Annotated in this window: 20 protein-coding genes; 11 read left to right on the plus strand and 9 right to left on the minus strand. The window is 71.5% G+C overall.

Annotated elements, in window-relative coordinates; translation table 11 throughout:
- The first annotated feature begins 1 nt into the window (after position 1).
- The 5 genes from ABT147_RS03225 to ABT147_RS03245 all read left to right on the plus strand — a co-directional run bounded on the left by ABT147_RS03225 (position 2) and on the right by ABT147_RS03245 (position 5574).
- Complete coding sequence (locus ABT147_RS03225; protein ID WP_351402208.1) at positions 2 to 781, plus strand: DUF3710 domain-containing protein; 780 nt, start codon at positions 2 to 4, stop codon at positions 779 to 781.
- A 196-nt stretch (positions 782 to 977) separates the two neighbouring features.
- Complete coding sequence (locus ABT147_RS03230) at positions 978 to 3689, plus strand: sensor histidine kinase (protein ID WP_351402210.1); 2712 nt, start codon at positions 978 to 980, stop codon at positions 3687 to 3689.
- Positions 3686 to 4369 carry a response regulator gene (locus ABT147_RS03235; protein WP_351402213.1) on the plus strand — a complete coding sequence of 228 codons (684 nt, stop codon included), beginning with the start codon at positions 3686 to 3688 and terminating at the stop codon, positions 4367 to 4369. Before ABT147_RS03230 ends, ABT147_RS03235 begins: the two co-directional genes overlap by 4 nt.
- 44 nt (positions 4370 to 4413) lie before the next feature.
- Positions 4414 to 4812, plus strand: a complete 399-nt coding sequence (locus ABT147_RS03240; protein WP_005481623.1) for an OB-fold nucleic acid binding domain-containing protein — start codon at positions 4414 to 4416, stop codon at positions 4810 to 4812.
- 3 nt (positions 4813 to 4815) lie between these two features.
- Positions 4816 to 5574, plus strand: coding sequence for a DUF3159 domain-containing protein (locus tag ABT147_RS03245; protein ID WP_351402215.1), 759 nt, complete (start codon positions 4816 to 4818; stop codon positions 5572 to 5574).
- A 193-nt stretch (positions 5575 to 5767) separates the two neighbouring features.
- On the opposite strand, the gene ABT147_RS03250 is transcribed toward ABT147_RS03245, so the two are convergent.
- Positions 5768 to 6445, minus strand: coding sequence for a potassium channel family protein (locus tag ABT147_RS03250; protein WP_351402217.1), 678 nt, complete (start codon positions 6443 to 6445; stop codon positions 5768 to 5770).
- Positions 6445 to 7116: a potassium channel family protein gene (locus ABT147_RS03255; RefSeq protein WP_086753671.1), complete on the minus strand. Its 672-nt coding sequence runs from the start codon at positions 7114 to 7116 to the stop codon at positions 6445 to 6447. Before ABT147_RS03255 ends, ABT147_RS03250 begins: the two co-directional genes overlap by 1 nt.
- Before the next feature lie 444 nt (positions 7117 to 7560).
- On the opposite strand from ABT147_RS03255, the gene ABT147_RS03260 reads away from it, so the two are divergent.
- From ABT147_RS03260 to ABT147_RS03270, 3 genes are all read left to right on the plus strand, one after another.
- Complete coding sequence (locus tag ABT147_RS03260) at positions 7561 to 9636, plus strand: APC family permease (protein ID WP_351402219.1); 2076 nt, start codon at positions 7561 to 7563, stop codon at positions 9634 to 9636.
- A gap of 169 nt (positions 9637 to 9805) precedes the next feature.
- Complete coding sequence (locus ABT147_RS03265; RefSeq protein WP_351402221.1) at positions 9806 to 11134, plus strand: class I SAM-dependent RNA methyltransferase; 1329 nt, start codon at positions 9806 to 9808, stop codon at positions 11132 to 11134.
- Between the two features lie 120 nt (positions 11135 to 11254).
- A complete protein-coding gene (locus ABT147_RS03270; RefSeq protein ID WP_351402223.1) occupies positions 11255 to 11956 on the plus strand; it encodes a restriction endonuclease in 702 nt (233 codons plus the stop codon).
- A gap of 210 nt (positions 11957 to 12166) precedes the next feature.
- Here the strand turns inward: ABT147_RS03270 and ABT147_RS03275 are convergent, their stop codons facing one another.
- On the minus strand, positions 12167 to 12595 hold the full coding sequence (locus ABT147_RS03275; RefSeq protein WP_351402226.1) for a hypothetical protein: 429 nt from the start codon (positions 12593 to 12595) through the stop codon (positions 12167 to 12169).
- Here ABT147_RS03275 and ABT147_RS03280 point away from each other — a divergent pair.
- The 3 genes from ABT147_RS03280 (at position 12575) to ABT147_RS03290 (ending at position 16795) form a co-directional block, all read left to right on the plus strand.
- Complete coding sequence (locus ABT147_RS03280; protein ID WP_351402228.1) at positions 12575 to 12811, plus strand: hypothetical protein; 237 nt, start codon at positions 12575 to 12577, stop codon at positions 12809 to 12811. The two genes, ABT147_RS03275 and ABT147_RS03280, sit on opposite strands and share 21 nt — an antisense overlap.
- A 1075-nt stretch (positions 12812 to 13886) precedes the next feature.
- Positions 13887 to 14915 (plus strand): hypothetical protein, encoded by a 1029-nt coding sequence (locus ABT147_RS03285; protein ID WP_351402230.1) that lies wholly within the window; start codon positions 13887 to 13889, stop codon positions 14913 to 14915.
- Positions 14912 to 16795: a hypothetical protein gene (locus tag ABT147_RS03290; RefSeq protein ID WP_351402232.1), complete on the plus strand. Its 1884-nt coding sequence runs from the start codon at positions 14912 to 14914 to the stop codon at positions 16793 to 16795. The genes ABT147_RS03285 and ABT147_RS03290 overlap by 4 nt, the downstream gene beginning before the upstream one ends.
- Here the strand turns inward: ABT147_RS03290 and ABT147_RS03295 are convergent.
- From ABT147_RS03295 to ABT147_RS03320, 6 genes are all read right to left on the minus strand, one after another.
- Positions 16779 to 18503 carry an APC family permease gene (locus tag ABT147_RS03295; RefSeq protein WP_351402234.1) on the minus strand — a complete coding sequence of 575 codons (1725 nt, stop codon included), beginning with the start codon at positions 18501 to 18503 and terminating at the stop codon, positions 16779 to 16781. The genes ABT147_RS03290 and ABT147_RS03295 overlap by 17 nt on opposite strands.
- Positions 18504 to 18861: 358 nt before the next feature.
- Complete coding sequence (locus ABT147_RS03300) at positions 18862 to 19341, minus strand: hypothetical protein (protein WP_351402237.1); 480 nt, start codon at positions 19339 to 19341, stop codon at positions 18862 to 18864.
- Positions 19325 to 19825, minus strand: coding sequence for an RNA polymerase sigma factor (locus tag ABT147_RS03305; RefSeq protein WP_351402239.1), 501 nt, complete (start codon positions 19823 to 19825; stop codon positions 19325 to 19327). Before ABT147_RS03305 ends, ABT147_RS03300 begins: the two co-directional genes overlap by 17 nt.
- A 161-nt stretch (positions 19826 to 19986) precedes the next feature.
- Positions 19987 to 20631: a class F sortase gene (locus ABT147_RS03310; RefSeq protein WP_351402241.1), complete on the minus strand. Its 645-nt coding sequence runs from the start codon at positions 20629 to 20631 to the stop codon at positions 19987 to 19989.
- Positions 20628 to 21005, minus strand: coding sequence for a sortase-dependent protein (locus ABT147_RS03315; RefSeq protein ID WP_351402243.1), 378 nt, complete (start codon positions 21003 to 21005; stop codon positions 20628 to 20630). The genes ABT147_RS03310 and ABT147_RS03315 overlap by 4 nt, the downstream gene beginning before the upstream one ends.
- Positions 21006 to 21208: 203 nt before the next feature.
- Entirely contained in the window at positions 21209 to 25417 is a 4209-nt protein-coding gene (locus tag ABT147_RS03320; RefSeq protein WP_351402246.1) for a bifunctional nitrate reductase/sulfite reductase flavoprotein subunit alpha, read from the minus strand.
- Positions 25418 to 25658 lie beyond the last annotated feature (241 nt).

Consider the following 25658-nt stretch of genomic DNA (forward strand, 5'->3'; position numbering starts at 1 on the left):
CGTGTTCGGACGTCGCAAGAAGAAGGGTTCCGCCGAGGACGCGGCGGACGCGGCGAGCGAGGCCGAGCAGGTCGACGGCGTTGCCGGGGAAGCCGACGCTGAGGCGGACGAGGTCCAGCGGGAGCGCGTACGGCTGGAGCCCGAGCCCCGGCCCGACGGGCCGTGGGACAGCTCCGAGGTGCGCGATCCCGGCGAGGGCCGGGTGGACCTCGGCGGCATCTTCGTGCCCGGAGTCGACGGCATGGAGCTGCGGGTCGAGGTCGCGGGCGACGCGATCGTCGCGGCGACCGTCGTGCTCCGCGACAGCGCGGTCCAGCTGCAGGCCTTCGCCGCCCCCAAGCGTGAGGGCATCTGGGGCGAGGTCCGCGAGGAGATCGCCAGCGGCATCACCCAGCAGGGCGGTGTGATCGACGAGGTCGAGGGCCCGCTGGGCTGGGAGCTGCGCGCACAGGTGCCGGTGCAGCTGCCGGACGGCACGGGCGGCTTCCAGGTGGTCCGGTTCGTCGGTGTGGACGGGCCCCGCTGGTTCCTGCGCGGAGTGATCTCCGGGCGGGGCGCGGTGGAGCCGGGGACCGCCGGGCTGCTGGAGCAGATCTTCCGGGACACGGTCGTCGTCCGCGGCGAGGGCCCCATGGCTCCGCGCGACCCGATCGTCCTGAAGCTGCCGAACGACGCGCAGATGGTCCCCGAGGGTGTCCAGCAGGAGGAGCAGGCCGGGTCCCGCTTCTCCGGCGGCATGGGGCAGCTGCAGCGCGGGCCGGAGATCACCGAGGTCCGCTAGCCGCGATCCGGCCGAGGCCGTCCGGGAACTGCGGGTCCGTCGTGGCCGGTCGCGCAGTTCCCCGCACCCTTATGGGGCGTCGGCGTCAGGGTTGTGTCAAAGAGGCGGCCCCAGGTCGCCTCTGTCCCTTTTGTCGTGATGATGGGCCGTAAGGTCGACGCTGCGTAGGCGGCGGTCACGGGAAGACAATGGGGCCATGGGACGCGGGAAGCTTCGGATCTACCTCGGTGCGGCACCGGGCGTCGGCAAGACGTACGCGATGCTGTCCGAAGCGCACCGCCGGGTCGAACGCGGCACCGACTGCGTGGTGGCCCTCGTGGAGCACCACGGCCGCCCGCGCACCGAGGTCATGCTGCACGGGCTGGAACAGATCCCGCGCCGGGAGCTGGAGTACCGGGACGCGGTCTTCACCGAGATGGACGTGGACGCCGTCCTCGCCCGGCGGCCCCGGGTCGCCCTCGTGGACGAGCTGGCCCACACCAATGTGCCCGGCTCCCGCAACGACAAGCGCTGGCAGGACGTCCAGGAACTGCTCGCGGCCGGTGTCGACGTCATATCGACCGTCAACATCCAGCACCTGGAGTCGCTCGGCGATGTCGTCGAGTCGATAACCGGTGTACGGCAGCGCGAGACCGTGCCCGACGAGGTGGTGCGGCGGGCGGACCAGATAGAGCTGGTCGACATGTCGCCCCAGGCGCTGCGGCGGCGGATGGCGCACGGCAACATCTACCAGCCCGACAAGGTCGACGCGGCCCTGTCGAACTACTTCCGGCCCGGCAACCTGACCGCCCTGCGGGAACTGGCGCTGCTGTGGGTGGCCGACCGGGTCGACGAGTACCTGAACGCGTATCGCAGCGAGCACCAGGTTTCGAGGATCTGGGGTTCGCGCGAGCGGATCGTGGTCGGGCTGACCGGCGGCCCCGAGGGGCGGACCCTGATCCGGCGGGCCGCCCGGCTCGCGGAGAAGGGCGCCGGCGGCGAGGTCATGGCCGTCTACATCGCCCGCAGCGACGGGCTGACCTCCGCCTCGCCCAAGGAACTCGCCGTCCAGCGCACCCTCGTCGAGGACCTCGGCGGCACCTTCCACCATGTCGTCGGCGACGACATCCCGGCCGCGCTGCTGGCCTTCGCGCGCGGGGTCAACGCCACCCAGATCGTGCTGGGCGTCTCACGGCGCAAGAGCTGGCAGTACGTGTTCGGGCCGGGCGTCGGCGCGACCGTCGCCCGGGGCTCCGGACCCGACCTGGACGTCCACCTCATCACCCACGACCAGGCCGGCAAGGGACGCGGACTGCCCGTCGCCCGGGGCGCGCGGCTCGGCCGGGCCCGGATGATCTGGGGCTGGCTGGTCGGCACGGCGGGACCGCTGCTGCTCGCGCTGCTGCTCGCCAACTTCGAGACCGACCTGGGTCTCGCCAACGACATGCTGCTGTTCCTGTCGCTGACGGTCGCCGCGGCCCTGCTGGGCGGTCTGCTGCCCGCCCTGGCCGCCGCCGTGCTGGGCTCACTGCTGCTCAACTGGTTCTTCACACCGCCGGTGCACACCCTGACGGTCGACGACCCGACGAACATCGTCGCCATCGCCGTCTTCATAGGGGTCGCGGTGGCGGTGGCGTCCGTGGTGGACCTCGCCGCCCGGCGCACCCACCAGGCGGCCCGGCTGCGCGCCGAGTCGGAGATCCTGTCCTTCCTCGCGGGCAGTGTGCTGCGCGGGGAGACCAGCCTGGAGGCGCTGCTCGAACGGGTGCGCGAGACCTTCGGGATGGAGTCGGTGGCCCTGCTGGAGCGCGGCAGCGAGGTGGACCCGTGGACCTGTGCGGGCAGCGTCGGCTCCCGGCAGGTGGACCGTCCGGAGGACGCGGACGTGGACATGCCGGTCGGCGACCACATGGCGCTCGCCCTCTCGGGGCGCGTCCTGCCCGCCGAGGACCGCCGGGTGCTCGCCGCGTTCGCCGCCCAGGCCGCCGTCGTACTGGACCGCCGGCGCCTTCAGCAGGAGGCCGACCAGGCCAAGGAACTGGCCGAGGGCAACCGCATCCGCACCGCGCTGCTCGCCGCCGTCAGCCACGATCTGCGCACCCCGCTGGCCGGGATCAAGGCCGCCGTGTCGTCGCTGCGCTCCGACGACGTGGCCTGGTCGGAGGAGGACGAGGCCGAACTGCTCGAAGGGATCGAGGAGGGCGCCGACCGGCTCGACCACCTCGTGGGCAACCTCCTCGACATGTCCCGGCTGCAGACCGGCACGGTCACCACGCTGATCCGCGAGATCGACCTCGACGAGGTGGTGCCGATGGCGCTCGGCGGCGTCCCCGAGGGCAGCGTCGGACTGGAGATCCCCGAGAGCCTGCCCATGGTCGCGGTCGACCCCGGGCTGCTGGAGCGAGCGGTCGCCAACGTCGTCGAGAACGCCGTCAAGTACAGCCCGCCCGGCGCACCCGTCCAGGTCTCCGCCAGCGCTCTCGGCGGCCGGGTCGAGGTCCGGGTCACCGACCGGGGCCCCGGCGTCCCCGACGAGGCCAAGGACCGCATCTTCGCCCCCTTCCAGCGCCACGGCGACGCCCCGCGCGGGACCGGCGTCGGCCTGGGGCTCGCGGTCGCCCGGGGCTTCGCCGAGGCCATGGGCGGCACGCTCGACGCCGAGGACACCCCCGGCGGCGGACTCACCATGGTGCTCACGGTGCGGGCCGCGCAGAACGGATCCGGGACGGGTGGGGGCCCGTATTCGGGCACCGGTCGGGCGGCGGACACGTCTACGTCGGTGGACGCGGCCCCGTCGACGGACACGGTCCCCTCGACGGACGACACGGTCCCGTCGGGGGACACGGTTCCGGCGGCGGACAGGCCCGCGTCGGGGAGCGGGGCGGCACCGGCCGGCACGGCCCCATCGGCAGAGAGGCGAACCACATGACCCGGGTGCTCGTGGTCGACGACGAGCCGCAGATCGTCCGCGCGCTCGTGATCAACCTGAAGGCCCGCAAATACGAGGTCGACGCGGCCCACGACGGCGCGAGTGCCCTCGAACTCGCCGCCGCCCGTCACCCCGACGTCGTCGTCCTCGACCTGGGGCTGCCCGACATGGACGGCGTCGAGGTGATCAGGGGACTGCGCGGCTGGACCCGGGTCCCCATCCTCGTCCTGTCGGCCCGGCACTCCTCCGACGAGAAGGTCGAGGCCCTCGACGCGGGCGCCGACGACTACGTCACCAAGCCCTTCGGCATGGACGAGCTGCTCGCCCGGCTGCGCGCCGCCGTCCGCCGGGCCGAACCCGTCGCGGGCGAGGAGGGCGACGTGATCGTGGAGACCGACGACTTCACCGTGGACCTGGCCGCGAAGAAGGTGAACCGGGACGGCAGGGACGTCCGGCTCACCCCCACCGAGTGGCACCTCCTGGAGGTGCTGGTCCGCAACACCGGGCGCCTGGTCAGCCAGAAACAGCTGCTCCAGGAGGTCTGGGGGCCGTCCTACGGGACGGAGACCAACTACCTGCGGGTCTACATGGCCCAGCTGCGGCGCAAGCTGGAGGGCGACCCCTCGCGGCCCCGGCACTTCATCACCGAGGCGGGGATGGGGTACCGCTTCGAGAAGTAACCGTGGGTGCCGCTCTGTCGGCGGGCCCCGGTACGCTTTTTGTCATGAGTGCTGTTCCTCGTTCAGAGAAGCCGGCGGGCCGTTTCCGGCGCATGCTCGACCGGCTCTCCTCGTCCCAGACGGACCTGGAGTCGGAGGAGCTGCGCGAGGACGCGGACACCGCGGGCTGTACGCGCATATGTGACTGCCACGACCGACAGATAGTGACGGTTACTGGTACCTTGCGCACGGTCACGCTGCGCCCCCGGGCCGGTGTCCCGGCCCTGGAAGCCGAACTGTTCGACGGCTCGGCCGCGCTGGACGTGGTGTGGCTGGGCAGGCGCTCCATCGTCGGGATAGAGCCGGGGCGCAAGCTGATCGCATCCGGCCGGGTCTCGATGAGCCGGGGCCGTAGGGTGCTGTTCAATCCGAAGTACGAACTCAGACCGCTCGGACGGGAGTAGCCGGTGACGTCGCTCGACAAGCCGACGGAAGACGCCCAGCGCGGCGTCCAGGACGCCGAGGGCGGGCAGGACGGCGCGCAGGACTCCAGGGCGGTGACGGAGGCCGCGCTGTTCGAGGCCTTCGGTGGCGTGCGCGGCATGGTCGAGACCGTGCTGCCGGGCCTGCTCTTCGTCTCCATCTTCACGATCAACAAGGACCTGCACAAGGCGGCCCTCGCGGCCCTCGGTGTCTCCGTCCTGCTGGTCGTGGTGCGTCTCGTCATGAAGGACACCGTCAAGCACGCCTTCAGCGGTGTCTTCGGGGTCGCCTTCGGTGTGGTCTTCGCGATGATGACCGGCAACGCCAAGGACTTCTATCTGCCGGGCATGCTCTACACGCTGGGCCTCGGACTCGCGTACATCATCACGACGCTGGCCGGGGTGCCGCTCATCGGCCTGATGCTCGGCCCGGTCTTCAAGGAGAACCTGTCCTGGCGGACCCGGAACCCCGGCCGCAAGAAGGCCTACGCGAAGGCCAGTTACGCCTGGGGCGCGATCCTGCTCGCCAAGTGCGCGATCCTCTTCCCGCTCTACTGGTGGGCCGACACCACCCAGCTGGGCTGGGTGCTCATCGCCCTGAAGATCCCGCCCTTCCTGCTCGCCGTGTGGCTGACCTGGATCTTCCTCGCGAAGGCGCCGGCGCCGATCGATGTGTTCGCCGAGATGGAGGCGGAAGAGCGCGCGGCGGAGGAGCGGAAGGCCGCGGCGCGGGCGGGTGACTAGGCACCCGGTGTGTGGGTGCGGGCCGCGCTGGGGGCTGCGCCCCCAGACCCCCGCTTTCGGCCTGAACGGCCTCGTCCTCACACGCCGGACGGGCTGAGGGTGCCTGGACCGGGCTGAGAAGTGACGAAGGCCTGAGGTGACGAGCTCGGGGCGCCGGAGATTCTCCGGCGCCCCGAGCTCGTATCGGAACCCGCTAGCTCGTCGCGTCCTCGCGGCGCACAGACAGCAGGTCCTCCAGCTGTTCCTCGCGGGCCTGGGCGGCCACGAAGAGGAGTTCGTCGCCGGCCTCCAGGGAGTCGTCCGGGGTCGGGGTGAGGACCCGGGTGCCTCGGATGATGGTGACCAGGGAGGTGTCCTCCGGCCACTCGACCTCGCCCACCTGGGTGCCGGCGAGGGCCGACTCCGGCGGCAGGGTCAGTTCGACCAGGTTCGCGTCGCCGTGGCTGAAGCGCAGCAGCCGGACCAGGTCGCCGACGCTGACGGCCTCCTCGACCAGCGCCGACATCAGACGCGGGGTCGACACGGCCACGTCCACGCCCCAGGACTCGTTGAACAGCCACTCGTTCTTGGGGTTGTTGACGCGGGCGACGACGCGCGGGACGCCGTACTCCGTCTTCGCCAGCAGCGAGACGACCAGGTTGACCTTGTCGTCGCCGGTCGCGGCGATGACGACGTTGCAGCGCTGGAGCGCCGCCTCGTCCAGGGACGTGATCTCGCAGGCGTCGGCCAGCAGCCACTCCGCCTGGGGGACGCGTTCGACCGAGATGGCCGTCGGCGCCTTGTCGATGAGAAGGACCTCGTGGCCGTTCTCCAGCAGTTCGCCCGCGATCGAGCGGCCGACCGCTCCCGCTCCGGCGATGGCGACCCTCATCAGTGACCGCCCTCTTCGTCGGGGCCCTCGGCGAAGGACGCCTCGACCTTCTCCACGTCGTCCGTCCGCATCATCACGTGCACGAGGTCGCCCTCCTGCAGCACCGTCTGGGAGGAGGGCAGGATCGCCTCGCCCAGGCGGGTGAGGAACGCGACGCGGACGCCGGTCTCCTCCTGCATCTTGCTGATCTTGTGGCCCACCCAGGCCGACGAGGCGTGCACCTCGGCGAGCTGGACGCCGCCGGTCGGGTCGCGCCAGAGCGGCTCCGCCCCGGACGGAAGCAGCCGGCGGAGCATCTGGTCGGCGGTCCAGCGGACCGTGGCGACCGTCGGGATGCCCAGGCGCTGGTAGACCTCCGCGCGGCGGGGGTCGTAGATCCGCGCCGCCACGTTCTCGATGCCGAACATCTCGCGGGCGACGCGGGCGGCGATGATGTTCGAGTTGTCGCCGCTGGAGACGGCGGCGAACGCGCCCGCCTCCTCGATGCCCGCCTCACGGAGGGTGTCCCGGTCGAAGCCGATCCCGGTGACGCGCCGGCCGCCGAAACCCGAGCCCAGACGACGGAAGGCCGTGGGGTCCTGGTCGATCACGGCGACCGTGTGCCCCTGTTGCTCCAGGGTCTGGGCGAGGGTGGAACCCACTCGCCCGCAGCCCATGATGACGATGTGCACGACCGTCCTTCCGGTGTCAATAGCTACTGTTCAGCCGAAACGTCGAAAACAGGGTCTCAGACCGTCGCCCAAGCTACACACGTGCGGTCCACCGGGGGCACCCCCGTGCAGTCCCGGGTCACATCGTGGGACGGCGTCGGCTGATCCGGCGGACGCTGATCCTCGTCAGGACACCGAGTCCGACGAGGGAGGCGAGAGCGCCGATCAGCTCCGCGGTAGCGGCCTGCATGGGGCCTCCAGTGAGTGAGGTGGACGAGAACGTCACGGAAGTGGACGCGAACGCCACGGAATTCGTCATATAGACGTGAGGACGCCGCCCATCACACCGGAGGATGCGTGACGTGACGCACCTCGCAGTCACCGCCGGAGGGATTTCACCCAGGGGCCCGCCGGGATTTCACCCGGATGTGCCCAGAACCAGTCGTGGCGCTTACGATCCTCTGCGTGTCCAAACTGACCGACGTGCCCAAACGGATTCTGATCGGGCGCGCCCTGCGCAGCGACCGGCTCGGCGAAACGCTCCTGCCGAAGCGCATCGCTCTCCCCGTCTTCGCCTCCGACCCGCTCTCGTCCGTGGCGTACGCACCCGGCGAGGTGCTGCTGGTCCTCTCCATCGCGGGCGTGTCGGCCTACCACTTCAGCCCCTGGATCGCCGTCGCGGTCGTCGTGCTGATGTTCACCGTGGTCGCGTCCTACCGGCAGAACGTGCACGCGTACCCGAGTGGCGGCGGCGACTACGAGGTGGCGAACACCAACCTCGGCCCCAAGGCCGGTCTCACCGTCGCCAGCGCGCTCCTCGTCGACTACGTCCTCACCGTCGCCGTGTCGATCTCCTCCGGTGTGGAGAACCTCGGTTCGGCCATCCCCTTCTTCGTCGAGCACAAGGTGCTGTGCGCGATCGGCATCATCGTGCTGCTCACGCTGATGAACCTGCGCGGTGTGAAGGAGTCGGGGAAGCTCTTCGCGATCCCGACGTACGTCTTCGTCGTCGGCGTCTTCGTGATGATCGCCTGGGGCGCCTACCGCGGCCTCGTCCTCGACGACACGATGCGGGCGCCCACCGCGGACCTGGAGATCAAGCCCGAGCACCAGGGCCTCGCCGGCTTCGCGCTGGTCTTCCTGCTGCTGCGCGCCTTCTCCTCCGGCTGTGCCGCGCTCACCGGCGTCGAGGCGATCTCCAACGGCGTGCCCGCCTTCCGCAAGCCCAAGTCGAAGAACGCGGCCAGCACCCTCGCCGCGATGGGCCTGCTCGCGGTCACCATGTTCTGCGGCATCATCGGCCTCGCCATGGCCACCGACGTACGGATGGCCGAGAACCCGGCGGTCGACCTGGTGCGCGACGGCACCCCGGTCGGTGACTCCTACGTCCAGAACCCGGTGATCTCCCAGGTCGCCGCCGCCGTCTTCGGCGACGGCACGTTCTTCTTCGTCGTGCTGGCCGCCGCCACCGCGCTGGTCCTCTTCCTGGCGGCCAACACCGCGTACAACGGCTTCCCGCTGCTCGGCTCGATCCTCGCCCAGGACCGCTACCTCCCGCGCCAGTTGCACACCCGCGGCGACCGCCTCGCCTTCTCCAACGGCATCGTGCTCCTCGCGGGCGCCGCCGTGCTGCTGGTGTGGATCTACGGCGCCGACTCGACCCGTCTGATCCAGCTGTACATCGTGGGTGTGTTCGTCTCCTTCACCCTCAGCCAGACGGGCATGGTCCGGCACTGGAACCGCCATCTGCGCACCGAGAGGGACCCGGCCAAGCGCCGCCACATGGTCCGCTCCCGCGCGATCAACACCTTCGGTGCCTTCTTCACCGGGCTGGTCCTGATCGTCGTCCTCGTCACCAAGTTCACGCACGGCGCCTGGGTCGCCCTGCTCGGCATGGTGATCTTCTACGCGACGATGACGGCCATCCGTAAGCACTACGACCGGGTCGCCGCGGAGATCGCCGCGCCGGACGGCCCGAGCGACGACGTCGTCCGCCCGTCGAGGGTCCACTCCGTCGTCCTGATCTCCAGGATCCACCGCCCCACCCTGCGCGCCCTCGCCTACGCCAAGCTGATGCGCTCCCACACGCTGGAGGCGCTCAGCGTCAACGTCGACCCGGCCGAGACCAAGGCGCTCCAGGAGGAGTGGACCCGGCGTGGCATCGACGTACCGCTGAAGGTCCTCGACTCGCCGTACCGCGAGGTCACCCGGCCGGTCATCGAGTACGTCAAGGGGCTGCGCAAGGAGTCGCCGCGCGACGCGGTGTCGGTGATCATCCCAGAGTACGTGGTCGGCCACTGGTACGAGCATCTGCTGCACAACCAGAGCGCACTCCGGCTCAAGGGCCGACTGCTCTTCACGCCGGGCGTCATGGTGACCTCCGTGCCCTACCAGCTGGAGTCCTCCGAGGTCGCCAAGCGCCGGGCGCGCAAGCGGCAGGACTGGAGCGCGCCGGGGTCGGTGCGGCGGGGGCCGGCGAACGAGCGGCCGAAGGAGTCGTCGAAGGGCTCGTCGAGGGAGTCCTCGGGCAGCAAGGGCTGAGGGCGGGGAGGGCTGAGCGCGGGAGTGCTGAGCCCGGGCGGGCTGAGCGCGGGGAGGCGCTGGTCGCCGCTCGCCCTCGCTCGTGGTCAGCGGCCGGACGGCACCCACGTAGACTGGTGGGCTGTTGTCCGGCTGTTGTCGCTTTCCTCTCTTCTGGAGTCACCCCACCATGCAGGCAGAACCCAAGAAATCGCTGGTGGGGGAGGAGTACGAGGTCGAGGTCGGCCCCGTCGCCCACGGCGGCCACTGCATCGCGCGTACGTCCGAGGGCCAGGTCCTCTTCGTACGGCACACGCTGCCCGGCGAGCGGGTCGTGGCGCGGGTGACCGACGGTGAGGAGGGGGCGCGCTTCCTGCGGGCGGACGCGGTCTCGGTCCTGTCGGCCTCCAAGGACCGCGTCGAGGCCCCCTGTCCCTACGCCGGCCCGGGCCGTTGCGGCGGCTGCGACTGGCAGCACGCCAAGCCGGGCGCCCAGCGCCGGTTCAAGGGTGAGGTCGTCACCGAGCAGCTGCGGCGCCTCGCGGGCCTGACGCCCGAGGAGGCGGGCTGGGACGGCACGGTGATGCCGGCCGAGGGCGACAAGCTGCCGGCGGGCGAGGTCCCGGCGTGGCGTACGCGCGTGCAGTACGCGGTGGACGACTCCGGCCGGGCCGGACTGCGCAAGCACCGCTCGCACGAGGTCGAGCCGATCGACCACTGCATGATCGCGGCGCCGGGTGTGTCCGAGCTGGGGATCGAGAAGCGCGACTGGACGGGCATGGCGTCGATCGACGCGATCGCGGCGACGGGGTCGCAGGACCGCCAGGTGATCCTGGAGCCCCGGCCGGGGGCGCGTCTTCCGATCGTGGAGCTGGACAAGCCGGTGTCGGTGATGCGGGTCGAGGAGAAGGACGGGGGCGTGCACCGTGTCCACGGGCGCCCCTTCGTCCGCGAGCGCGCGGACGACCGTACGTACCGTGTCGGCAGCGGTGGTTTCTGGCAGGTCCACCCGAAGGCCGCCGACACCCTCGTCAAGGCGGTCATGCAGGGCCTGCTCCCGCGCAAGGGCGACATGGCCCTGGACCTCTACTGCGGAGTGGGACTGTTCGCCGGCGCCCTCGCCGACCGCGTCGGCGACAAGGGCGCCGTCCTCGGCATCGAGTCCGGCAAACGCGCCGTCGAGGACGCCCGCCACAACCTCGCCGACTTCGAACGCGTCCGTATCGAACAGGGCAAGGTCGAGGCGGTGCTTCCGCGCACGGGCATCGCGGAGGTCGACCTCATCGTCCTGGACCCGCCGCGAGCGGGGGCCGGCAAGAAGACGGTCCAGCATCTTTCGTCACTGGGTGCCCGCCGGATCGCGTACGTGGCTTGCGATCCGGCCGCGCTGGCGCGGGATCTGGGGTACTTCCGGGAGGGGGGGTATCGGGTGCGGATGCTTCGGGTGTTCGATCTGTTTCCGATGACTCATCATGTGGAGTGCGTGGCGATTCTGGAGCCGGTCGCCAAGGGTGCCTGAGCTGGGATTTCGCCTGTGCGCACCATGTGCGGGAAATGACATCGGCCACTGGCCGATCTGAGCCCTTACCGAACCCCGCGGAGCTGCCGAGACTGCTGCTCGGGCATGGGGAGGGGTTCGGTGGCGGTGCGGAATCGACGTCGTTCGGCGGCGCGGAAGCGGCGCGAACAGCGACTCAAGGCGGGCTTGATCGGTGGTGGCGGTTGTCTCGTCCTGCTCGTCTTCTTCTGGCAGATCATCTGGCCGTACGTCGTCGCCGGGTCGGCCCTCGTCGGGGGTGGGGCCGGCGGGTGGTGGCTGTGGCGTGTGAATCGGCTGGTCAAGAAGCGTGATCAGCGGTGGCGGCGGGAAGAGGCGGTCTTGGCCGGCCGGCGGTCTCTCGCCAAGGTGGACGCCATGTCGGGAGGGGAGTTCGAGGACTTCGTCGTGGAGCTGTGCCGACGTGATGGATGCACCGAGGTTCGCCGGGTGGGAGGCTCTCACGACGATGGCGCGGATGTGTTGGGGCGTTTGCCCGACGGCCGGCGCATGGTGATCCAGTGCAAGCGCTACTCACCCAGGAGCAGGATCCCAAGCCGTGAGATCCGAGACCTTCTCGGGTCGAGGGTTCACTTCAAGGCCGATGTCGCGGTCTTCGTCACGACCACGTATTTCACCGGACCGTCCGAGCGAACCGCGGTGCAGAACGGCGTCATCGCTGTCCATCGCGACCACCTCGGTCTGTGGAACAACGGAGCTTCACTCCTGTCGCTCGGTGAGGTGAACGGGGCAGGGCAGGGTGATCGGAGACATCGCACTCGCCGGAAAGAGACATACGAGTAGGGCATGTCGCACATGGCTAAAGACCCGACGGGCCAGTGCCATGGCTTCGACCAGTTCTTCGGCGGTCTCGTCGGCGGTCGCCTCCCGTTGGGGGAGGAAGTGACCGCCCCGTAGGGCTCGAACCGGGGCCAAGCGCTTAGAAGGCGCTTGGCCACGGACGGCGAGCGAGGCTTTCCGACCCTGTGTCAATGAGTGCGGATGCGCGATGGGTTAGGGCAACAGGTGCATGGCCAGGACGGAGCCGTCCTGGTGCAGGGAAATGGGGCCGCCCCAATCCTCGTCCCAACTGCCCGTGGGCCAAGTGGACCGCCGGGTGTAGACCTCGCTGCGGTACTGCTCCAGCCTGCCGTGGCTCAGGTGCTCGAAAAGATCGGCTTGGATTCCGGAGAACGCTTCCACGCGGTCTCCGATGAGGCGGAAGACGTGGTCGGTGCCGACGAACGGGATGCCGAAGAATTCGTGTGTGGCGTCCTGGACACTGCCGGTGGCCGCGTGGGCGATGCCGGTGGTGAAGCGTCGGCTTCCCTGACGGGTGGTGAGGAAGGGGCCGGTGGCCTCGCCGTCACCGGCGAATGCCGTGAGGTCCGGGCCGGAGTGGTCAGGGCCATCTTCGAGTCCGTGGTCGATCTCTCCGACCACGGCAAGCTGCTCGACCGGTTCCTCGGGCTCCCCGCGCCGAAGACGTTCATGTACGGGGAGCAGAACAACGCGCTCTCCTACCTCCCCGCCCTGGCCGAAGGCGGCGTCGAGCTCGCCGAGATCGAGCACTGCGCCCACTTCCCGATGTACTCCAACCCGCCGCAGATGTGGGCCCGTATCGCCGACCTCGTCTCACCTGCGGACGCCGGCGCCTGACGGCCCGTACGCCGACGTCCAGTCGCCGCGGGCCGGCCCCGCACGAACCGCGACGACCCCGAAGACCGCACTTGGAGGCCGGGACGGCGAAGCTGTTCGGCTCCGAGACCGCCATGCGGATCGGTCTCAACGTCGTGCGCATTTAAGGCGGTTACGGCTGCTCCACCGAGTTCCACGTACGAGGTGGGGCGGCGGTCGGGGGCGTGAGGGTGGTGATCGGGGGTGCGGTGAGCCTGTAACGGGCCCCGGTTCGCCCTCGTGGGGTCGGTGTTCGGGCTGGCAGAGTGGATGCGTACGGCTGGGCGCTTCGGGGGAGGCATGGCAGACATGACGGCGACAATCTCCGTGAAGGTCGAGGGGCCGGTCGGGCTGGACGATCCGGAGGAGCTCCTCGAAGAACTCGGGCGTGCGACAGGGCTGGTGTGGCGGCTTGAGCCGGCCCGGCGGGACGGCACCCTCGACGGGGGGCTCACCGAGACGATGCTGCAGGCCGTGCTCGGCGGCGGCATCGGGGCCACGATCCAGGTCGCCGCGCAACTGGCGGTCGACAACTGGCGGGGGCGCAGGCTCGATCCGCCGTCCGTCACGATCGTCGTACGTCCGCCGCAGCCGCCGGAGCCGGTGGATCCGCAGCGCCCACCAGCTCCGCCGCAGCCGCCGCAGGCTGGGCAGGACCCGCAGGGCGGGCAGCCTCCACTGCCTCCGCAGGCCGGGCAGGGGCCACGGGCCGGGCAGCCTCAACAGGCTCCGCAGGACCCGGGGGCAGGGCAGCCCCCGAACCCCCCGGAGGATCCAGAACCCTCGCAAGGCCCGGAGCCTTCCCGGGGCCCAGAGTCGCCGCAAGGCCATCCGGTGCCTTCGCGCAGCCCGGAGCCCCCACAAGATCCGGAGTCCTCGCGATCCCCGGAGCCTCCGCGGGGCCCGGAGCCCCCGCGATCCCCTCAGCCCCCGCCGAACCCGGAACCTATGCAACCCCCAGAGCCCCCGCGACCCCCGGCGCCCCCGCAGACCCCAGACCCCCCGCAAGCCCCAGAACCCCCACAACGTCCCGCCGGGCTCGGGGGGAGTTGACGGTATGGCATCCCGGGCGTTGGTGGTGGGGGTCGGGGCGTATGACGACGACTCGGGGATACATGGGTATCCGACGATCGAGGCGAGTGCCCGGGCGTACGGGGAGGCGTTGGCCCGGGACCCGAGGTGGGGAGCGGCCGAGCGGTCGCCGGTGTTGGAGCCGGGGCGGGCGCGGACCGCGGACGGGGTGATGCGGGCCCTCCATGAGGCGGCCGCGGCCGGGGAGGGGCCGGAGGACACGCTGCTCGTGGTGTACGTCGGGCACGGCGCGTACTGGCAGGACGTACCCGGCGGGCAGGTCCACTTCGCGGTGGGCTCCTCCCGGATCAACGAGCCCTGGACCTGGCTGTCCGCCTGGTACGTGTACCGGGCGATCAGGAAGAGCAGGGCCGGCCTCAAAGTGCTGATCGCGGACTGCTGTTACTCCAGCATGCTGCCGCACCTCGGCTCCGAGTCCGCCCTGCCGGGCGTCCTCGGCACCCGTTACCAGGGCACCTGCGTCCTCACCGCGGTCGGCGGCAACGTCCACAACGCGTGGGCGGGCGCCTGCGCGAACCTTCCCGCCCCTCTCGACGGCTGTACGACGTTCAGCGGCCATCTGCTGAACGTGCTGGCGCAGGGCATGCCCGACCACCCCGACGACCTCACGCTCGGCGCGCTCCGGGCCGGCATCGACGAGAGCATGCAGGAGTGCGGCGTCCACCCCACGCCCCGGATGCTGCTGAACGACGCCTCGGAGGCCGCCCCGCTCTTCACCAACAGCGCGAAGGGCCGCCGGCCCCGGACCCGCACACCGGAGACGGTGGACGAGTGGGTCCGCGAACTGCTCCTCAACGGCGAGCGCAATCTGCCCGGTCTGATGAGCCGCCCGGACCTCGCGGGCCGCGTGGTCGTGCGGCTCAAGGCCGGGGACGAGCAGAGCCGCGACCTGGCCCGCCGCGTCGACCGGAGGGCAGGCGAACTGCTGACCAACCCGGTCGACTTCGTCCTGTACTGGGGTGAGATCGAACCCGCGATGCTGGGCGGCGGATGACCGACGTCCAGGGCACCGACGGCAACCCCGACACCGATACCAACGCCAACACCGATACCAACACCCACGCCCACACCCATACCAACCCCGGCTTCATCGACGGCACCGGTGGCGCAGCGGCCGTCCAGGGCGCCGAACGTGTCCGGAGCGCTCCGCCCGCCCAACGCACCCGCCACACCGACCACTTGTTCCAGATGGACCTGGCCGAGTCGCTCAACGAGGCGTATGCGTGGGTGACTCGGATCCAGGTGTGGCAGTTCGTGGGGATCCTGCGCCGGATGCGGGAGGAGCACCGTGAGGCGATGGCCATGCGTGCTCTGCACGCCTTCGCGCTGCGCCGCCCGGTCGGCGAACTGGTCCATCTCGCCCACCACTTCGATCCACGGGACGCGGTCATGCTGATGGCGACGGCGGCCCTGTCGCGGCCCGTCGGAGAGGCCGCCGAGCTGGCCGTGATGCAGCAGGAGGCGGAGTCCCGCAGCGAGCGCGCCCCGATCACCGCGAGTCTGGTGCACGATGTCGCGTGCCAGCGCACGGCGTTCGACGTGGCGGTGTTCGTGCGGGTGCTGGAGCAGCGGCGGTCGGCGCTCGCGAAGCGCACCGTGCAGGTGTTCGCGGGGCCCGGCTCCGGCCGCACCAACCTCGACAAGGCCCTGCTGCACACCGCGCTCCGCGACGAGGGCTGCCACCGTGAGGCCGACCGGCTGCTCGGGCTGACCCTGCGGGCGATCGCCGACAGCCCGCCGGGTGCCGCCGGGGCGGGCGAGGAGGGGGAGGAGATCGCCGATCTGGCGGGCGCGTTCCAGCATCTCAGCCCGGCCGGGCGGGTCCTGGAGCGCTGGGTCGAGGAGCGGCTGAACGCCTCGGACGCGACCGAGGTGGAGCGCACCCGACGCCTGGTGGCGAAGCTGATCGCCCGGCGCGGGACCGGCCATGACGCCCTCGCCGAGCACATCGGCCGCACCACACAGCCCCGGCATCTGGTGAAGCTCTGCGCGATGCTGGCGAAGGACGAGGCGTCCCCCGCCAAGTGCGCCCTGGTGCGGCGCTACGCGGCGGCGAACGCGAACGTGCAGGAGCTGGCCGTGCTCGTGGCCTCCTGGCACAAGGAGCCGGCCCTGACCCGCACCACCCGGAGCCTGCTGAACGACATCGTGGCGGGCACCTCCGCACCCTCCGCCGAGACACCCTCGGCCTCGACACCCTCCACCGCCGCCTCCACGCCCCCTCCCTCCGCCGCCGCCTCCTCCCCCCGCCCCCTGAACGAGCTGACCCAGCTGGGCGAGTGGCTGTCCCTGGACGGTGCCGCCCCCGAGTGCTCCCGGCTGCTGTGCCAGGTCGCCGCCGTACGGGTCGAGGGGCGCTCCGGCGCCGATCTGGTGACCCTGCTGGGCCGTGTCGAGCGCAGCCGTGACCGGACCAGGGCCGCGCACGAGGTGGGGCGTCGGATCGCCATGGCCGTCATGGGGAGGGATGAGGACCGCAACTGGTTCGTGGAGTGCGTCCGCGCGCTGCACGACGCCAAGTACGCGGTCGCCGTGCGCTCGGCCTGCCGTGAACTCTCCGATCCGTCGCAGGAGTTGACGGTCGACGCCGAGCTGGTCGCCGATGTGGCGGGACGACTGCACCACGCCGGGCTGCACAAGGTGTCCTGGACGCTGCTCGAACGGTTCCTGGAGAACGAGCAGTTGGTGACCCCGGCCGATGTCGTCGAGGTCGTGGGCCAGGTGCTGGCGCTGCCGTTGCCGGACGCGGAGCTGCTGCTGCGGGCCACGGTGGGCCGGTGGTCGGACGTGGGCCACCGCGACGACGCGGTGGCGGCGCTGCGGGCGGCCGGGAGGTGCGAGGCGGCGGAGTGGGTGATCAAGTCCCTTCGGTGACCGGTGACTTCGGCCGTGGCTCGGGGCGGGGAGCGGGCAGAGTGGGCGGTGCGGACGCCATGTAGCGGCGTGCGGCCCGGACCATCAGGGGGAACACGACGGCCGCCGACACGGTGACGATCAGCAGCGTCGCCACGTCGAGGGGGTCGTACGCGTGGTCCTTGTCGCCCAGGTGCTCCCGCAGGAACGTGCACACCACGAGCACCGCCAGATGCGCGAGGAACAGCAGCATCGGCCGGACGGCCGGGTCACCGGGGGCGGCGAAGCGCGAGACGTGGTCGCGAGCGTCGTAGCGCCGCAACAGGCGTCCCACGAAGGGCAGGTCGAGTCTCGCCAGCCGGGGCAGCCCGAGCAGCAGTGCCGCGCCGATGCCCACGGCCGCCATGCCCCGCCACACATCGGCCCACCGCGCTTCGTGGATCACGAGGGCGATCGCGATGAACGCGGTGTAGGCCAGGGCCAGATGAACCCTCCGCCGCGCGCCCCGGACTCCCGGCGGTCTCAGCGCCACCAGGACGACACCCGGCAGGGCGTAGACCACCATCGTGGGCACGCTGTTGAGGGCGACCAGCTCCTCCCATCGGCCCCGGGCGAGCGCGAGCATCCCCAGACCGATGACGAAATTGACCAGCAGGATCATCCAGTACGCGTCGATCTCGGCGCCCCGGAACCGGAACGAGGCCCGGCGGGCGGTCTGCAGCCCCCGGTGGGTGAGGTGGGCGCGGCTCAGGGCGGCGACCTCACGGGTCAGCGCGTGGGTGAAGACGATGCCGGAGCCCATTGGCGAGAGCAACGCGTCCACATGGACCAGCCAGACCAGCCAGGTCATCGACAGGGCCATGGCGAACTGGGCGTACGGGGAGTCGAGCATGTTCGTCATGGGCCTGCCGCAGTGCTGGACGAACACCAGTTGCAGCGCCGTGTACAGCAGGAACGCGCCGATCAGCGTGCCGTACACGGCCCATCGCAGCCGCGCGGCCTCTCCCGTGCCGCGCCGTTTGACGTTGCCGGCGAAGTCCAGCGGGGCCTGGAAGCCGATGTACGCGTAGATGATGCTGCCGCCCAGCACCACGTACAGCGGTGAGATGGTTCCGGCCTGGCTCCTGGCGCTCTCCCGCAGTGTGCTGAAGTGCCAGACGTCGCCCGGCCGGCAGGTGTCGGCGGCGGCCGTCCCCAGGAAGACGATGATGAGCACCGGGATCAGGACCTTGACCGCGGTGACGAACAGGTTCAGCCGGATCAGACGACGCGGTGGCAGCAGATTGAGGCCCACGATCGCCGCCATGAACACGACGGCCCAGAGCCAGCCCGCGCCGGAGAGACGGTAGGTCCCGCCCTCCTGCTCCAGCAGTGATTCGAACTGGAACGCGAGCCCGTGGACCATGGCCACGGCCTCGCTCGCCGGGTTGACCGCGTACGCGATCCACAGCCCGGCGGCCACGACCGTGGCCACCAGCGGTCCGGCGGCCTGGAGGGGGAGGAAGATCAGCCCGCCCGTCTTGGGGAGGGCGATCCCCAACTCGACCATCACGGCGGCGATCAGCAGCATCAGGGCCCCGCCGATCACCCAGGCCCATACGGCGCCGTCGCCCGCCTCGGCGTAGACGGAACCGGCCGCCATCAGCCATCCGGAACCGACGACACCGCCGGCCGCGAGGCCCACGAGGTCCAGGGTGGATAGGCGGCGCCGCTCGTCCGCTTCCGCCAAGTCCTCCGTCGAGCCCGCCCGTGCCGCGCCTCTGCCCCTCGACCACCCCAACTTCTCCCCCTTCGACAAAGCCGCGGTGGATCCACGCTAGCCGTGTGGATGCCGGTGCGGCAGGGGAACGCGCCGTCGGTCCGGGGCGCCCGGCACCGGGGCGGAGCGGCTCCCTGGGGGTGCCGCGACGGCCGCGACGGAAGGGGCCTGGGACGGTCGGCGGTGCGCGGAGCCGATCCTGTCGACCGCGAAGGGGTGGGTGGCCGGGCGCGTACGCCCCTGCGGGAGACGGGTGGCCGAGCGCGTACGCCCCTGCGGGAGACGGGTGGCCGGGCCCGCTCGCGCGGATGCGTTGCGCGGCGTTGGCTCAACCCGCGTCGGGCGAGTCGCTCGGGGCCGAGACGTCGGTGGTCGGGGTCGAGGTCGGGGTCGGGGTCGGGGCGCGGGTCGGGGTCGTCTCCGGAGCGCTGGGCGCGGTCCCGGTCTTGGTGGGTGGGGCCGAGGGGACGGGGCTCGGGAGCTGTTCGGCGGGTGGTCCGGTGTCGGGGACGCGGGAGGTCGGCGGGGTGAGCGAGGGGCTGGTCGCGGGCGGCGGGGCCATGGGGCCCGAGGGGGAGTCGGGGGCCTCGTTCCCGGCGAAGCGCACGGGGAGGGCGATGAGGGCGACGACCGCGCAGGTCGCGGCGGCGCCGGCCGCGGCCCGGACGAGGCGGCGGCGGGCCGCGGTGCGACGGATCGTCTCGTAGCGGCCGGGGGGTGGGCCGAGGCGGTCGGCGGGGGGCCGCAGGAGGACGGTGAGCGGGTCGTCGGGCTCGAAGTCCGGGCCCTCGTCAGGGCGTGTGATCAAGGCTTCTCCTCAGATGGGCGCGGAGCAGTTCGCGGGCCGCGTGGAGGTCGGCCTTGACGGTTCCTTCCTTGCGTCCGGTCAGCACGGACACCTCCCGGATCGGCATGTCAGCGTAGTAGTGCAGCAGGATCGGCACGCGCAGCCGTTCCGGCAGCGACTGCACGAGCAGCCGGACCGAGGGGTCGGACTGCTCGGCATGGTCGGGCAGCGGGCGCACCGAGGCCTCGGCGGTGACCCGGCGCATCGCCTTGCGTTCGCGTTCGAGCTTGCGCCAGTGGTCCCGCACGAGGTTGGCCGCGGTGACGTAGAGGAAGCCGTGCGGCTCCGCCACGGACGTCCAGCGGGCCCAGAGCCGGGCGAACGCCTCCGACGCGATCTCGTGGGCCGTCTCGTCGTCGTCGACCAGCCGACGGCACCAGCCGGCGAGGCGCGGGTAGAGGGCGGCGAACAGCTCGGACGCGGCCTTCTCGCGGGACCGTTTCAACGCTCTCCATGGTCGTGATGGGGCGACAAGTGGCAGTGGGGGGTGGGTGGTTGACAGGTCGATCGCTGACCCGATCGGTGGGCGGAGCGCTGGGCCGTGGATCACCGCTCCGTGGATCACCGCTCCGTGGGCCGGCGGTCCGTGCGCCAAGGGGCCGTGGGTCACCGGCCCGTGGCGCTCAGCGTGGCGAAGACGATCACGTTGTCGCGGTACTCGTCTCCCGTGCGGGGGCCGCCGCAGGTGACGAGACGCAGCGCGGGGAGGTCCACGTTGCCGTAGACCTCCTCCGCGGGGAAGTCGGCCTTGGCGATCGTCCGTACGGAGTCGACGCCGAACTCCGCTGTCGTGCCGTTCTCCAGGCGCGCCTCGATCCGCTCGCCCCGCCGCAGCCGGTCCAGGCGGCGGAAGACCCCGTCGCCGTAGGCGCCGACCGTGACATGGCCCAGGATCACCGACGGCCCGGTCTGCCCCGGTGTCGGTGAGTGCTCGTACCAGCCCGCCCGGTCGTGCGCGGTGATCGGCGGCACCTCCACGGTGCCGTCCGGGGCCAGCCCCAGCCGGATGACCGGGGTGTCGACCTCGATGACCGGTATCAGCAGTCTGACCGGGACCGAGCGGCCGAGGGCACGCGCGGCACCGGCACCGGCACCGGCGGCGGACGGCTCGGAAGGCGAGGACGGGGTCGCGTCGCCCGCGGAGGGCGAGGTCGTGGCCCGGTCGGTTCGTCGGTCGGCGCAGCTCACGAGCAGCGAAGCGGTCGCGGCGGTGGCGGCCGTGGTGAAGGCGCGCCTGGAGAGCGAGGTCACGCCTCGTTCGCCCGCCGGCGCCGTACGAGGACGACGGCCGCGCCGCCGCCGAGGAGCAGCGCGGTGGCGCCCGCACCGGCCAGGACGCCCGTGCCGGTCCCCGTCGACCCCGACACCGCACCGGTGTCGGGCGCGCCGCTGGGGACGACGGAGACCTGGCTCGGCTCCGGGCGCGTGTCGCCGTTGTTGGTGTCCTTGGTGGGTTCGGCCTCGGACGGAGCCTTGGTGGCCGGGGCGGACGGGACCGCGCTCGGCGCGGCGGACGCGTCCTGCGGCGCGGTGGTCGGGCTCGTGTCGTCGGCGAACGCCGGCAGTGCGGTCGCCAGCACGGCGGTGAAGGCGAGTGCCGTGGCACTGAGGACGGTTCGGCGCATGAGTGGCTCTCTCTCGTCGGTTCCCGGGCCGCCGGGCCGGTTGCCCGGCATGCGGCGGCGTCACATATCGAGCGGAGAGACGAGACAGCGGCGGGACGCGTTGTAAAGAGATGGCAAAGTCGTCCGGCGGAGGGTTTCCCGAGGCCGGGCCAGGTACGTGTCAGACCGCTGCGGAACCGCTTGGGAAGGGCCCGGGAACCGGCTCAGTACACGTCCCGCACGTACCGCTTCTCCGTCGCCAGTTGCTTCATGTACGCGGCGGCCTCGCCCTCGGTCATCCCGCCATGGGTGACCGCGATGTCCCGCAGGGCCTGGTCGACGTCCTTCGCCATGCGGGAGGCGTCGCCGCAGACGTAGAGACGGGCGCCGTCCTGGAGCCAGTGCCACAACTCGGGCCCGCGCTCGCGCATACGGTCCTGGACATAGACCTTGGTGCGCTGGTCACGGGAGAACGCGGTGTCCAACCGGCTGAGCGTGCCCGACTCCTGAAGGGCCGTCAGCTCGTCCTGGTAGTAGAAGTCCGTGGCCCGGTGCTGCTCCCCGAAGAACAGCCAGTTGGGCGCCCGGTGGCCGAGGGCCCGCCGTTCCTGGAGGAAGCCGATGAAGGGGGCGACACCGGTGCCGGGGCCGACCATGACCATGGGGGTCGACGGGTCGGCAGGCGGCCTGAAGTGCGGCGAGCGCTGCACGAAGACCGGCACCTCAAGGTCCGGCTCGCCGTCCGCGAGGAAGGGCGAGCAGACTCCGCCGCGCGGCCGTCCGCGCAGGTTCTCGTACCGGACGACCGACACCGTCAGCGAGATGTGGTGGGGGTCGACGAGCGGGCTCGACGAGATGGAGTACAGCCGGGGCTGGAGCCGTTTGAAGACGCCGGCCCACTCCTGGGCGGAGGCCCGCACGGCGAACTCGGTGACCACGTCGACGGCCTGCCGCCCCCACGACCACTGGGCCAGCCCGTCCTTGTTGTCCGGGCGCATCAGCTTCTTCAACTCCCGGTTGTCCCGCGTGCGTTCGGAGACGAAGCGCAGCAGGTCCGAGGTGATCCGGGTGATGTCCAGGTGCCGGTGCAGGGCCTCGGCGAACGGCACCTCGCCAACTCCGTTGACCTCCACGGGAGTCGAGCCGTCAAGGCCGGTCACCGCCAGCCATTCCGCCACCAGGTCGGGGGAGTTGACGGGTCGTACGCCGAGCGCGTCGCCCGCCTCGTACGACAGTCCCGTACCGCTGGTGTCGAAGGTGAACCGGCGCACCTCCTTGCCCGCCCCGGGCAGGCTGAGCAGCCGGTTGCCGACCAGCCGGGCGGCGGCGGGCGCGGGCTTGGGGGAACGGGTGAGGGGAGCCGGGGCCGTGGCGGCAGCGGTGGTAGTGGGTGTGGCTGCGGCCGTGGCCGTGGTGCCCTGAGGCTTCGCCTCCGGAGCCGTGCCGATGCCGGTGCCGGTGTCCGTGGCGATGCCGGTGTCCGTGCCGAGCGCGGTGATGACCTGGCCGAGCCAGGCGTCCGCCGACGGTTCGTAGTCCGGCTCGCAGTCCGTACGCGGGGCCAGGCGCACCGCGCCCAGCTCGTCCAGCCGGGCGTCCAGACGGCGGCCGTGGCCGCAGAAGTCGTCGTAGGAGGAGTCGCCGAAGGCCAGCACGGCGTAGCGCACACCGTCGAGGCGGGGGGCCTCCCGGTGGGACAGCGCGTCCCAGAACCCGGAGCCGTTGTCGGGTGCGTCGCCGTCACCGAAGGTGCTGGTGATCAGCAACAGGTCGGCCCCGCGCGGCAGTTGGTCGGGGATCGCCTCGTCCATGCCGACGAGGGTCGCCCGGTGCCCGGCGGCCCCCAGATGCTCGGCCGCCGCCACCGCGAACTCCTCGGCGGTCCCGGTCTGCGAGGCCCACAGCACGACGACCTCACGCCCGGCGGGCCCGGCGGCGGGCGCAGGGCCCGGGGCCGCCGACCGCGAGTACATGCCGGCGAGCACCCCGTTGACCCACATCGCGTGCTCGGGACTGAACGGCGCGTCCACCGGAAGCACCGGCACCCCCTGCACACCGGAGCCGAGCCCGGCGAGGAAGCCGGTGAGGTACTGGCGCTCCTGGGCGGAGAGGACGGGCGGGGGCGAGGGCTCCAGCCCGAACGGGTTGGCGACGCCGGGGGTGACCGCCGTGGGCACGGTCACCGTCGTCGGCACGGTCACCGTCGCCGGCGCGAGGGCCTCGGCGGGCCTGGTCTCGACCGGGGCCGACGACCGCGTCGGCACCCGTGCCGGCGCCGCCACCTTCGCCAGCGACACCGCGCACACCTTCAACTCCGGCTGGAACGACAGCGGATCCACCGCGTCGCTCGTCACCGCGTTGATGCTCAGATACTCGCCGAACAGGTCGTTCCAGTGGAACGGCGCGAACACGCACCCGGGCATCACCCGGTCCGACACCACCGCCGGGAGCACGGCACGCCCCCGCCGCGACGCGACCTCGACGGAGTCCCCCTCCAGGACGCCCAGTTCACGCGCGTCCTGCGGATGTATCTCCACGAACGGTCCCGGGTTCAGCCGGTTGAGCTTGGCGACCTTGCCCGTCTTCGTCAGCGTGTGCCACTGGTGCTGCAGCCGCCCGGTGTTGAGCACGAACGGGTAGTCGTCGTCCGGCATCTCGGCGGCCGGCATGTGCGGCCGCGCGTGGAACACGGCCCGCCCACTGGCGGTGGGGAAGAGGAGCCCTCCGTCCGCCCCCGCCCCGGCGTACCGGATCGGATTCCGCGCCGGCCCGTCCTCCGCGGCGGCCGGCCACTGCACCGACTCCGACCGCAGCCGCTCGTACGTCACACCCCGCAGATCCCAGCCGGTCTTCGGGTTCCACGCCCGCTTGATCTCCTCGAAGACCTGCTCGGCGCTGTCGTAGGAGAACCCCTTCTCGAACCCCATCTCCCGCGCGACGGCCGCGATGATCCGCCAGTCGGCCATGGCTTCACCGGGCGGGTCGGCGGCGGGGGCCGCGAGCGTCAGATTCCGCTCGCTGTTGATGAGGACGCCCTCGGACTCGGTCCACATCGCGCCCGGCAGGACGACATCGGCGTACGCGTTGGTCTCGGTGTCGGCGAAGACGTCCTGTGTGACGACGAACTCGGCGGCTTCCAGCCCCTCGATCACGGTCTTCCGATTGCCCACGGACGCGACCGGGTTGGTGCAGATGATCCAGCAGGCCTTGATCTCCCCGTCGGCCATCTTCTGGAACATCTCGACGGTGCCCTTGCCGAACCCGTCCTTGCGCAGGCTGTCCGGGGCCAGCTCCCACAGCTCCTCGACAAACGCCCGCTCCTCGTCCACGAGCACGGACCGCTGGCCGGGCAGCCCCGGCCCCATGTAGCCCATCTCGCGCCCGCCCATGGCGTTGGGCTGCCCGGTGAGCGAGAACGGGCCGCTGCCCGGGCGGCAGATCGCGCCGGTCGCCAGATGCAGATTGACCAGCGCGTTGGTGTTCCAGGTGCCGTGCGTGGACTGGTTGAGGCCCATGGTCCAGCAGCTCGTCCACTCGGCGGCCTCGCCGATGAGCCGGGCGGCCTCACGGATGTCGTCCGCCGGGATGCCGGTGATGTCGGCGACGGCGTCCGGCGCGTAGTCGGCGAGGAAGCCGGGCATCGCCTCCCAGCCCTCGGTGTGGGCGGCGATGAAGCCGGGGTCGGTGTGTCCGTCCGCGTGCAGGAGATGCAGCAGCCCGTTGAGCAGGGCGAGGTCGGTACCCGGACGTATCTGGAGGAAGACATCGGCCTTCTCGGCCGTCGCCGTCCGCCGCGGATCGACGACGATCAGCTTCGCGCCCGCCTTGACCCGGTCCATCATCCGCAGGAACAGGATCGGGTGGCAGTCGGCCATGTTGGAACCGATGACGAGGAAGACATCCGCCCTGTCGAGATCCTCGTACGAGCCGGGCGGCCCGTCGGCACCCAGCGACAGCTTGTAGCCCGTGCCGGCGCTCGCCATGCACAGCCGGGAGTTCGACTCGATCTGGTTGGTTCGGATGAAGCCCTTGGCCAGCTTGTTCGCCAGGTACTGCGCCTCCAGGCTCATCTGGCCGGAGACATAGAAGGCGAACGCGTCGGGCCCGTGCTCGTCGATGATCGCGCGCAGCCGCCGGGCGGTCTCGGCGATCGCGTCCGCGACCGGGGCGGGGACCGGCTCGTCGCCCCGGTCGTCCCGGACGAGGGCGGTGGTGAGCCGGCCGGGCGCGGCCAGCATGTCGGCCGTGGTCGCGCCCTTGGTGCACAGGCGGCCGAAGTTCGCCGGGTGGGACTTGTCGCCCGTCGCCCGCAGGACCGTGCGCCGGCCGTCGGGGCCCATCCCGACGTCCAGGAGCATGCCGCAGCCGACACCGCAGTACGAGCACACGGTCCGCACCTGCGTCGTGGTGCTCTGCGGGCCCTGTGCGGCCACGGGCGGCCCCTCTCTGTCGGCGTCCGGGGTGTCCGGGCGGTCATCCGGTCGGTCGTCGCCCGGTCGTCCGGCGGGATGTGCCGGGGCGCCCGTCGGGCTGTACCGGGTCGTCCGGCGGGCTGCGCCGCCGGTCGTCCGGTCGCTGTCTGGTACGGCGGCCGGGCGGCTTCCGCTCAGCTCCTGCTCAGCTCTCGCTCAGCTTCAGCGTCGCCGCCCACCAGGCCCGATCGTACGAATTGCC

The sequence above is a fragment of the Streptomyces sp. NPDC001868 genome (assembly GCF_040297125.1).
Taxonomy (GTDB): domain Bacteria; phylum Actinomycetota; class Actinomycetes; order Streptomycetales; family Streptomycetaceae; genus Streptomyces.